General features: G+C 73.7%; 8 protein-coding genes. 3 read left to right on the forward strand and 5 right to left on the reverse strand.

The window, feature by feature from the left end; genetic code table 11:
- The 3 genes from ACWF94_RS23195 to ACWF94_RS23205 all read left to right on the forward strand — a co-directional run.
- Positions 1-964: FecCD family ABC transporter permease (locus tag ACWF94_RS23195; protein WP_453491569.1), on the forward strand; the 964-nt coding region annotated here is incomplete at its 5' end.
- The gene (locus ACWF94_RS23200) at positions 961-1,998 is read left to right on the forward strand and encodes a FecCD family ABC transporter permease (RefSeq protein WP_453491572.1); all 1,038 of its coding nucleotides are present in this window, start codon (positions 961-963) and stop codon (positions 1,996-1,998) included. The genes ACWF94_RS23195 and ACWF94_RS23200, both read left to right, overlap by 4 nt.
- Positions 1,995-2,888, forward strand: a complete 894-nt coding sequence (locus ACWF94_RS23205) for an ABC transporter ATP-binding protein (protein WP_453491575.1) — start codon at positions 1,995-1,997, stop codon at positions 2,886-2,888. The genes ACWF94_RS23200 and ACWF94_RS23205 overlap by 4 nt, the downstream gene beginning before the upstream one ends.
- Before the next feature lie 170 nt (positions 2,889-3,058).
- Here the strand turns inward: ACWF94_RS23205 and ACWF94_RS23210 are convergent, their stop codons facing one another.
- The 5 genes from ACWF94_RS23210 to ACWF94_RS23230 form a co-directional block, all read right to left on the reverse strand.
- Positions 3,059-4,246: a cytochrome P450 family protein gene (locus ACWF94_RS23210; RefSeq protein ID WP_453491578.1), complete on the reverse strand. Its 1,188-nt coding sequence runs from the start codon at positions 4,244-4,246 to the stop codon at positions 3,059-3,061.
- 94 nt (positions 4,247-4,340) lie between these two features.
- Positions 4,341-5,231 carry a siderophore-interacting protein gene (locus ACWF94_RS23215; RefSeq protein WP_453491580.1) on the reverse strand — a complete coding sequence of 297 codons (891 nt, stop codon included), beginning with the start codon at positions 5,229-5,231 and terminating at the stop codon, positions 4,341-4,343.
- Between the two features lie 3 nt (positions 5,232-5,234).
- Complete coding sequence (locus ACWF94_RS23220) at positions 5,235-7,352, reverse strand: ABC transporter ATP-binding protein (RefSeq protein ID WP_453491583.1); 2,118 nt, start codon at positions 7,350-7,352, stop codon at positions 5,235-5,237.
- On the reverse strand, positions 7,349-9,064 hold the full coding sequence (locus ACWF94_RS23225) for an ABC transporter transmembrane domain-containing protein (protein ID WP_453491586.1): 1,716 nt from the start codon (positions 9,062-9,064) through the stop codon (positions 7,349-7,351). Before ACWF94_RS23225 ends, ACWF94_RS23220 begins: the two co-directional genes overlap by 4 nt.
- Entirely contained in the window at positions 9,061-9,822 is a 762-nt protein-coding gene (locus ACWF94_RS23230; RefSeq protein WP_453491589.1) for an ABC transporter ATP-binding protein, read from the reverse strand. Before ACWF94_RS23230 ends, ACWF94_RS23225 begins: the two co-directional genes overlap by 4 nt.
- Positions 9,823-9,877: the final 55 nt, after the last annotated feature.

Here is a 9,877-nt window from a genome sequence, read left to right on the forward strand (position 1 = left end):
CGCAACGGTCCTGGTCCTGGCCGCGCTGATGGCCGCCTCCGTCGCGTTCGGCTCCCGGGACGTCGGCTGGTCCGATGTCTGGGCGGCGCTCGGCGGCGCCGACGGATCCCTGGAACAGGCCGCCGCCGCCAAGCGCATCCCCCGTACGGTGCTCGCGACGCTGATCGGCGCGGCACTGGGTCTCGCGGGCGCCGTCATGCAGGGGGTGACGCGCAATCCGCTGGCCGATCCCGGCATCCTGGGGGTCAACATGGGCGCGTCGCTCGCCGTGGTCACGGCGGTCGCGTTTTTCGGCCTCTCCTCGCCGACCGGCTATGTGTGGGTCGCGATGGCGGGGGCGGCGCTGTCGGCGCTGTTCGTGTACGGCGTCGGCACACTGGGACGGGGCGGTGCCACGCCCCTGAAACTGGCGCTCTCCGGGGCCGCGACCTCGGCCGCGTTCGCCTCGCTCGTCACCGCCGTGGTGCTGCCCCGCAACGATATCGCCGGGAGCTTCCGGCTCTGGCAGATCGGTGGGGTGGGCGGCGCCTCCTTCGAGCGCATCGGGCATGTACTGCCCTTCCTCGCGGCGGGGTTCCTGATCTGTCTGCTGTCGGCCAGGGCGCTGAACTCGCTGGCGCTGGGGGAGGAACTCGCGGCGGGGCTCGGCGAGCGGGTCGCCGTGGCCCGGGGCGTGGCCGCGCTCGGTGCCGTCGTCCTGTGCGGCGCGGCCACCTCGGTCGCCGGGCCGATCGCCTTCGTCGGCCTCGTCGTCCCCCACGCCTGCCGGCTGCTGGTCGGCGTGGACCACCGCTGGCTGCTGCCCTTCGCCGCGCTGCTGGGCGCGGCGCTGCTCACGGCGGCCGATGTGGCCGGCCGGGTGGTGGCCCGGCCGGCGGAGGTCGACGTGGGCATTGTGACGGCCCTGATCGGGGCGCCGTTCTTCATCTGGATCGTCCGCAGACAGAAGGTGCGTGCCCTGTGAGCGCCGAAGTTCTCCCCGGGGCCGTCGCCCGGGGCCGGGTCCGCAGGGCGCTGCGCCGCCGCGCGGTCGCCGTGCTGCTGGGGGCCCTCGTGGTGGTGGCGTTCGGCGTCACCCTGATGGCCGGGCAGACGTACTATCCGCTCGACGACGTGGTCCGGGTGGTCCTCGGCGAGCAGGTGCCGGGGGCGACCTTCACCGTAGGGCGGCTGCGGCTGCCCCGGGCCGTGCTCGCGGTGGTGGCGGGCTTCAGCTTCGGTCTGGCCGGCGTCACCTTCCAGACGATGCTCCGCAATCCGCTCGCCAGCCCCGATGTCATCGGTATCAGCTCGGGGGCGAGCGCGGCGGCGGCCATCTCGATCGTCGTGCTGTCCCTCGGCGAAACACAGGTGTCGGTCGTCGCGATCGCCGCCGCCCTCGCCGTGGCATTGCTCGTCTACACCCTGGCGTTCAAGGACGGCGTGGTCGGCACCCGGCTCATCCTCATCGGCATCGGCATCGCCGCGATGCTCGACAGTGTCGTCTCCTATGTGCTGTCCCAGGCCGCCGAGTGGGACCTCCAGGAGGCGGCGCGCTGGCTGACCGGCAGCCTCAACGGCACCACCTGGGACCAGACCGTGCCCGCCGCCGTGGCGCTGGCGGTGCTGTGCCCCGTACTGCTGTCGCAGGCGCGGAACCTGTCGGCGATCCAGCTCGGCGAGGACACCGCATCCGCTCTCGGGGTCCGGGTCGAACGCACCCGCGTCACGGTGATCGTCGCCGCTGTCGGTCTGATCGCGTTCGCCACGGCGGCGGCCGGTCCGATCGCCTTCGTGGCGTTCCTGTCCGGGCCCATCGCGGCGCGGATCACCGGGCCGGGCGGCTCGTTGCTGGTGCCGGCTGGGCTGGTCGGTGCCCTGCTGGTCCTGGTGGCCGACTTCACCGGGCAGTTCGCGTTCGACACCCGCTTCCCGGTCGGCGTCGTCACCGGTGTGCTCGGGGCGCCCTATCTCGTCTACCTGATCATCCGCACCAACCGCGCGGGAGGCTCCCTGTGACCACGGCCCATTCCCTGGCGGCCGAACGGCTCACCCTCGGCTACGGCGACCGTACCGTCATCGAGTCCCTCGACCTGGCCGTGCCACCGGGCCGGATCACAGCGATCGTCGGCGCGAACGCCTGCGGCAAGTCGACGCTGCTGCGTTCCATGTCCCGGCTGCTGACACCCCGCTCGGGCCGTGTCGTCCTGGACGGCAAGGAGGTGCACCGGCTGCCCGCCAAGAAGCTCGCCCGTACGCTCGGGCTGCTGCCCCAGTCACCGGTGGCCCCCGAGGGGATCACCGTCGCCGACCTCGTCGGCCGCGGGCGCCATCCGCACCAGCGGATGTTCTCGCGCTGGAGCGCCGAGGACGACGCGGCGGTCGCGGCGGCCCTGGCGGCGACGGACACCACCGCACTCGCGGACCGCAGCGTGGACGAACTCTCCGGCGGCCAGCGCCAGCGGGTGTGGATCGCGATGGCGCTCGCCCAGCAGACCGAGATCCTGATGCTGGACGAGCCCACCACCTTCCTGGACGCGAGCCATCAGGTCGAGGTCCTCGACCTCCTGACGGATCTGAACCACGCACGGGGCACGACCGTCGTCATGGTCCTGCACGACCTCAACCTCGCCGCCCGGTACGCCGACCACATCGTCGCCCTCGCGTCAGGCCGGCTGCACGCGGCGGGGACTCCGTACGAGGTGCTGACGGAGCGGAACGTGCGCGCCGTGTTCGGGCTCGACAGCCGCATCATCGAGGACCCCGTGTCCGGCCGGCCCCTGATGCTCCCCATCGGACGGCACGGTGTCAGGCGGCCGGAGGGCGCGTCACCGGAGAGCGTCCCCGCGCGCCCGCAGGGCACGTCCGACGCCGTCCCGGCGCGCAGGGCCGGCTCGTCCGACGGCTAGGGTCTTTCGTTTGGATCAGGCTGGGTCAGTGAGCGGGGTCTGGTGCCGTGCATCGCAAGGCGGAGGAGGGAGTCCACGCGGAGCGTAGGCGACTGACGACAACGCGGCGAGGTGCGGTGCCAGGGCACGCGAGCCCAGCAAGATCCAAACGAGAGGCCCTAGACCACCCGCTACCAGCGCACCGGCAGTCGGCGGGTGCCCCGCATCAGCATGCCGGGAAGCCAGTCGTACGAGTCAGGCGACGCGTCCAGGGCGAGATCCGGCGCGCGGTCGAGCAGCGTACCGATGGCCACCTTCGCCTCCAGCCGGGCGAGCGGCGCGCCCAGGCAGAAGTGGATGCCGTGGCCGAACGCCAGATGTCCCGCGCCGCTGCCGCCGTTCGCCGCCGATCTGCGGATGTCGAAGGTGTCCGGCTCGGGGAAGCGCGCCGGGTCGCGGTCCGCGGACGCCATGCCGATCAGCACCGGTTCGTCGGCGGGTATCTCGGTGTCGCCGTAGACGACCGGCTCGCGGGTGAAGCGGAAGGTCGCGTTCTCGACCGGTCCCTCGTAGCGCAGCATCTCCTCCACCGCGCCGTCGAGCAGGCCGCGGTCGGCGCGCAGCGCGGCGAGCTGGTCGGGGTGTCCGAGCAGCAGACGCACTCCGTTGGAGATCAGATTGACCGTGGTCTCATGGCCCGCGATCAGGATCAGGAACGCCATGGCACGCACTTCGGCGGCCGACAGCCGGTCCGTCCCATCGGCCTCCGTGCGCAGCAGCGCGGAGAGGAGGTCGTCGGCGGGCTCGGCCTCTCTGCGCCGTACGATGAGGGCGTCCAGGTAGTCCCGCAGCGCGTGGATCGCGGCCATGGACGTGTCCCGGTCCGTCGGTGTCACGACCTCGTTCGACCAGCCACGGAAGGTGTCGCGGTCGCTGTCGGGCACACCGAGCAGTTCGCAGATCACGGTGATCGGCAGGGGGAAGGCGAGGGAGTCCACCAGGTCGCCGCGCCCGTCCGGCAGCATCCTGTCGAGCAGTTCGTCCGTGAGCTGCTGGACGCGGGGCTTCAGCGCCTCCACCCGCCGGGGCGAGAACTCCCGTGACACCAGCCGCCGCAGCCGGGTGTGGTCCGGCGGGTCCGCGACCAGCAGGTGCCGGCCCATGAACAGGTCGGCCTCGTCCTGGGCCCGGGAACGCTTCACCAGCCGGGCGTCGCCGAAGGCGGATCTGCACTCGTCGTATCCGACGATCAGCCAGAAGTGCCATCCGTCGGCCCCTCGGATCCGGTGTACCGGCCCCCTCTCGCGCATCGACGCGTAGTACGGATAAGGGTCGGCCGTGAAGTCCGGCCCGAGGCCGTCGAGTTCGATCGTCGCCATGGCGCCAGCGTACGCCGGGCCGACCGCGAAGGTCCTGGGTCCGGGCGTGCGCACACCCCGGGGCCCACCGGGCCCGCCGGCAGGCCCCGCGCGCTCAGAGACCCAGGCCGCTCAGCCGGTCCTCGTACTCGATGGTGACGTCCTCCAGATGGTCTGTCGGCGCCTCCCACAGGGCCTCCAGCTCCGCCTTCACGGTGGCGGGGAGCGCCTCCCAGCGCTCCGTCCAGGAGTCGGAGCCGGGGACCCAGTAGCCGACGACCTTGAAACGGTCGGGCGGCAGGGCGAGGGTCTTGCGGAGGTGCTTGCGGACGGTGCGCAGGGCGGTGGTCTCCCCCGCCGTCCAGCAGTAGGTGTCCGACAGGTCGCCGCCCTCGGGCAGTGCCGTGGTGACCAGGTCGGCGAGCCGGCTCGGGGAGTGCCCGTTGCCGCCGTAGGTCCAGGTGACCTTGGCCCGGGGGTGGGACGGGAGCGGCAGTACCGACGCCTCGTCCGGGACCTCGACGATCACCCTGGTGGTGATGTGCTCCGGGGTGTTCTCCAGGATCCGCGCGACGGCGGGCAGCCCGGTGAGGTCCGCGAGAAGGATCTGCCGGGAAACGTCATCGGGCCGGTCGTAGAGAGCCGTGGGCGAGTTGAGGCCCACCGGGTCACCCGGCCGGGCCGCCGCCGCCCAGGAGGCGGCCACCCCGTGGTCGTGCACGACGAAGTCGATGTCGATCTCGTCGGCTTCGGGCCGTACCGCGCGGATGGTGTACGTCCGCATGGGCGCGGTGGGGCGGCCCTCCGGGGTCTCCCAGGCGGTCTCCGTCGCGACCGGCAGGGACAGGTCGGCGCGGTCGGGGCCGTGCGGGAAGAACAGCCGTACGTATTCGTCGCCCACACCGGTCGAGGTGAACGCCGGCAGGTCCCCGCCGGTCAGTGTCACACGGACCATGGTGGTGGTCAGGGGCTCGACCCTGGCGACGGTCGCTCGGTATATCTCCATGGTTCAGTGCTCCTTGTCGGTTCCCGCACCGGCGTTTCGTCCCGGTGCGTCGTAAAGGTGGTCGGTGTGTGGTCCCGGTCCGGCGTCCGCGTCCCCACGCGGTCCTGGTCCCGCCGCCGTGTCCCCACACGGTCCTGGTCCCGCCGCCGCGTCCGCGCGCGGTCCCGGTCCGGCGTCCGCGTCCCCACGCGGTCCTGGTCCCGCCGCCGCGTCCGCGCGCGGCTCCGGTCCCGTCCCCGCGTCCGTACGCGACACCGTCACGGTGTGCGGCCCCCTCTCGCCCGTGTACGCCCGCCACAGGGCGGCGTACTCGCCCGCCGATGCGAGCAGTTCACGGTGGGTGCCCTGCTCGGCCACCTCTCCGTTCCGGAGCAGGACGATATGGTCGCAGTCCCGTGCCTGTTCCAGCCGGTGCGCGACGATGACGCTCGTCCGGTCGCGGGTGACCCGTTCGATCGCCGCGCCGAGGACGGCCCGGCTCGCGGGGCCCGACTCCGCGGTGGGCTCGTCCAGGACCAGGACGGGCGGGTCGGCCAGCAGGGCGCGGGCGAGCGCGAGGTGCTGGACCGATCCGTCGTCCAGGGCGGCGCCGTCGGGACCGCCGAGGACCGCATCGAGTCCCCGGCCCGGTTCCAGCGCCCAGTCCGCGCCCGTCTCCCGCAGCGCGGCGGCCAGTTCGGCGTCGGTGGCGTCCGGTCCGGCCAGGCGAAGGTTGTCCGCGAGCGTGCCGCCGAAGAGATGGACCTCCTGGGTGACCAGGTAGCGGGGGATCCGCTCCGCGCCGGACCCCACGGTGATCCGGCCCCGGTCCGGCCCGCCGACCCCCGCGACGAGCCGCGCCAGGGTGCTCTTGCCCGAGCCGCTGGCTCCCACCAGGGCGACGGTCCCGCCGCCGGGGACCCGGAGGGTGACGTCCCGCAGGGCCTCGCGGGTGGCGCCGGGGTAGGTGAAGGAGACGCCGGTCACCTCGATGGGCGGGGGCGGACCGGCGACCGGCGGGGACTCCGGGCCGCGCGGCGGGACGAGATCGGTGACACCGACCAGCCGGGCCAGGCCGACCGTGGCGCGCTGGATGTCGTCCAGGCTGGTGAGCAGCAGACCGATCGGGCCGAACAGCCGGTGGAAGTAGAGGGCCGCGGCCGTGGCCGTCCCCAGGGTGATGGCGCCCTGGCCGAGCAGTACGTATCCGGTCGCCAGGACGGCGGCAAGACCCACGAACTCCGCTCCGTTCAGCCAGCCGTAGAAGCGGTTGCGCAGCCGCATCCCGTCGCGCTGGCGGTCGATGGCCCGCTCGCCGCGTTCGGCCAGTTCGGCCAGATGGGTGGGCTGGGCGCGGTAGGCCCGGATCGTCTCGGCGCCCCGTACCGCTTCGATGACCGTCTGCCCGCGGGTGGACTCCAGTCGGCGGATGTCCCCGTAGACAGGGTGCGAGCGGGCGAGGAACCGCCGGGTGGCGTACCAGTGGAGCGGCAGGCAGGCGAGTCCGGCGAGCGCCAGCCTCGGGTCGAGGACGGCGAGGCCCGCCACGGTCAGTGTGATGGTGAGGGCCGCTCCGGTGATGTCGGGCAGCACACCGGACGCCGCCTCGGAGATCGCCTCGACATCGCCGGTGACCCTGGAGACCACATCGGAACTGCCGGACGCCTCCAGGGTGTCGGCGGGCAGTCGTACGGCCGCGTCGAAGACGTCCTCGCGCAGTGCGGCCAGGGTGTCCTGGACCAGGCCGACCAGCATCCGGCCGCCGAGGTAGGTGAGCGCGGCGCCCAACAGGGCGGCGCCGACGAGGGCCGCGCCGAGGGCCGTCACCCTGCCCCGTCCGGACTGCGCGGCGACCGCGTCGACCACGGCGCCCAGCAGCGGCGGGGTGGTGAGGGAGACCGCCGTACCGGCCAGCAGGACCAGCAGGGTGACCGTCAGCCGACGGCGGTGGCGGCCGAGCCGGCGGACGACCTCCCGCCGGGTCCGGGCCGGGGTCGCGACGGGGAGCCGGGCGTCGCCCGCCGGATCGGGGGCGGACCTCTCGCCGGTGGCGGTGGCGGTACCCGTGCCGGTGGCAGGGCCGGTGGCGGTGGGCACGCCCGGTTCCGTGTCCGGTTCGGGGGCGGGTGCGGTCGGGGTCACCGGAGGGTTCCGTTCGGTTCGTCGTCGTCCCATGGGCCGCCGTCGCCGCGGGCCGCGCGTTCGCCGCCGGCCCCGTCCGTCAGGTCGACCACCCGGTCACAGGTGGACAGCAGGATGCGGCTCGTGGTGATCAGCACGGTGGTGCCCGGGAGTTCCGCGAGCCCTTCCGCGATCCGCCGCTCGGTCACGGCGTCGACCGCCGTGGCGGGTTCGTCCAGCACGACCACGGGCGTGTCCGTGTGCAGGGCCCGCGCGAGCAGCAGCCGCTGGCGCTGGCCGCCGGAGAGTCTGCGGCCCAGCTCGCCGATGTCCGCGTCCGGCCCGCCGATGTGCTCCAGCACATCGTCCAGAACCGCGGCCCGGATCACGGCGGGGTCGGGGTCGGCGCCCGGCGGGGTCAGATTGGCGCGCAGGGTGCCGGAGAAGAGTGCGCCCTGGTGGGGCGGGGCGGCGATGTGCGCGCGTACGGCCTCGGGGCCGAGGTCGACGGCGTCCACACCGTCGATCAGGAGTTCCCCCCGGCCGGGCGGGACGCGGCAGGCGAGCAGATCGCTGAGCCGCCGCGCGTGCGCGGGATCCCGGGGGACGACCCCGAGGAGGGTGCCGGAGGCGAGTTCGACGGGCGTCCGGTGGCCGGGAGGCCGCCAGACGACCGGGGCGGTACGGGCGCGAGGGCCGCCACCGGACGGGATCCTCGCACCGGTCACCGCCGGGGTGATGAGGGGCGGTTCGGCCAGCAGATCGCCGAGCCGCTTGGCCGAGGCGCGCTTGTGGGCCCAGTTGGAGGCGAACGTCCCCACGTGCGCGAGGGCGCCCTGGAGGAACTGGGCGAGGCCGAGCACGGTCACGAGCTGGCCGATCGTGAGCTGTCCCTCCAGGGCCAGAAAGCCGGACGCGGTGGCCAGCGCGGCGAGGAAGACGCCGGACAGCAGCAGGCTGAGGGCGGAGTACGCGAGGACGGCGCGCGACGCGGCGACCGCGCCCCGCCTCGACTCGTCACTCGCCGCGCGGTAGCGGTCGGCAGCCTCCGCGCGGGCGTTCATCCCGGCGAGTACCCGCAGCCCGGAGATCATGTCGGTGGCGACCTCCCCGGCGCGCGCGGCGGAGCCCTGTTCGGCCAGTCCTCTCGCCTCCAGCGGCATCGCGAGCCGCCGCATCAGGAACAGGACGAGCACGGTGCTGGCGATCACGCCGATGGCGAGGGGCACGGAGATGAGCAGCAGCGCTGTCGACGCGGTGAGGATCGCGGTGACGGTGGCCGCCTGCTGGACGACGCTCCAGGAGACGCCCGCGACCCGGTACGTGTCGGAGGTGACCAGGGACAGCGCCTCGCCGGGGCCGGGGCGGCGGCGCAGCCCGTACGGGTCGAGGAGGCGGGTCACGGCGAGCCGGCGCAGTTCGTGCTCCGCGTAGCCGTAGACCTCCACCATCGACTTCGAGGCCCGCTGGTAGGACAGCGACAGGGCGAGGAACACCCCGGCGAGCACCGCGAGCCAGCGGAAGAGGGCGGCGGAGTCGCCCGGCTCCAGCGCCCGGTCGATGACGACGCCGATGAGGATCGGCACGAGCGCCTCGCAGAGCTGGTGGACCATGAACGCCACGGTGGTGAGGCCGAGTCGCGCACCGCGTCCGCCGTGCAGCAGCGCGATGCCGAACAACTGCCGGGCCCCGGACGCCGGACGGGTCCGCCCCGCCCCGGCCGCGCGGCTCACGCGGCGTCCCGGCGGCGGGCCAGCGGGACGACCATGGGGGTGCCGGTCTCCGGGTCGGGCACCACCCGGCACGGCAGCTCGAACACCTCACGCACCAGGTCGGCCGTCATGACCTCGGCCGGCGGTCCCTCCGCGACGACCAGGCCGTCCCGCATGGCGACCAGGTGGGTCGCGTAGCGGGCGGCGTGGTTGAGGTCGTGCAGGACCGCGACGAGAGTGCGGCCGGACCGGTGCAGATCGGTGAAGAGTTCCAGCAGGTCGATCTGGTGGGCGATGTCGAGGAACGTGGTCGGCTCGTCCAGCAGGAGTACGGGGGTCTGCTGCGCGAGCACCATCGCGACCCACACACGCTGGCGCTGGCCGCCGGACAGCTCGTCGACGAGGCGGCCGGACAGCTCGGTGACGGCGGTCGCGGCCATCGCCTCGGCGACGGCCCGTTCGTCGGCCGCCGTCCACTGGCGGGTGAGCTTCTGGTGGGGGTAGCGGCCCCGGGAGACGAGTTCGGCGACGCTGATGCCGTCCGGCGCGAGGGAGGTCTGCGGCAGCAGCCCGAGCCGGCGCGCGACCTCCTTGGAGCGGTACCGCGCGATCGACCGGCCGTCGAGGAGCACCTGTCCCGCACTGGGTGCCAGCAGCCGGGCCACCGCCCGCAGCAGGGTGGACTTGCCGCACGCGTTGGGGCCGATGACGGCGGTGAAGGAGCCCTCCGGTATCCGCAGGTCCAGATGGTCGCAGACGGGGCGGCGGGCGTAGCCGATGGTCGCGTCCCGTACCTCCAGCCGGGCGGGGGGCGCGGAGTGGGCCGGGGGCGGC

The organism is Streptomyces sp. NPDC055078, from assembly GCF_053607985.1.

Bases quoted from the DNA above. Each gene is read 5' to 3' on its own strand.
- ACWF94_RS23210 (WP_453491578.1), bottom strand. From the start codon at position 4,246: ATGGCGACGATCGAACTCGACGGCCTCGGGCCGGACTTCACGGCCGAC.
- ACWF94_RS23215 (WP_453491580.1), bottom strand. From the start codon at position 5,231: ATGGAGATATACCGAGCGACCGTCGCCAGGGTCGAGCCCCTGACCACC.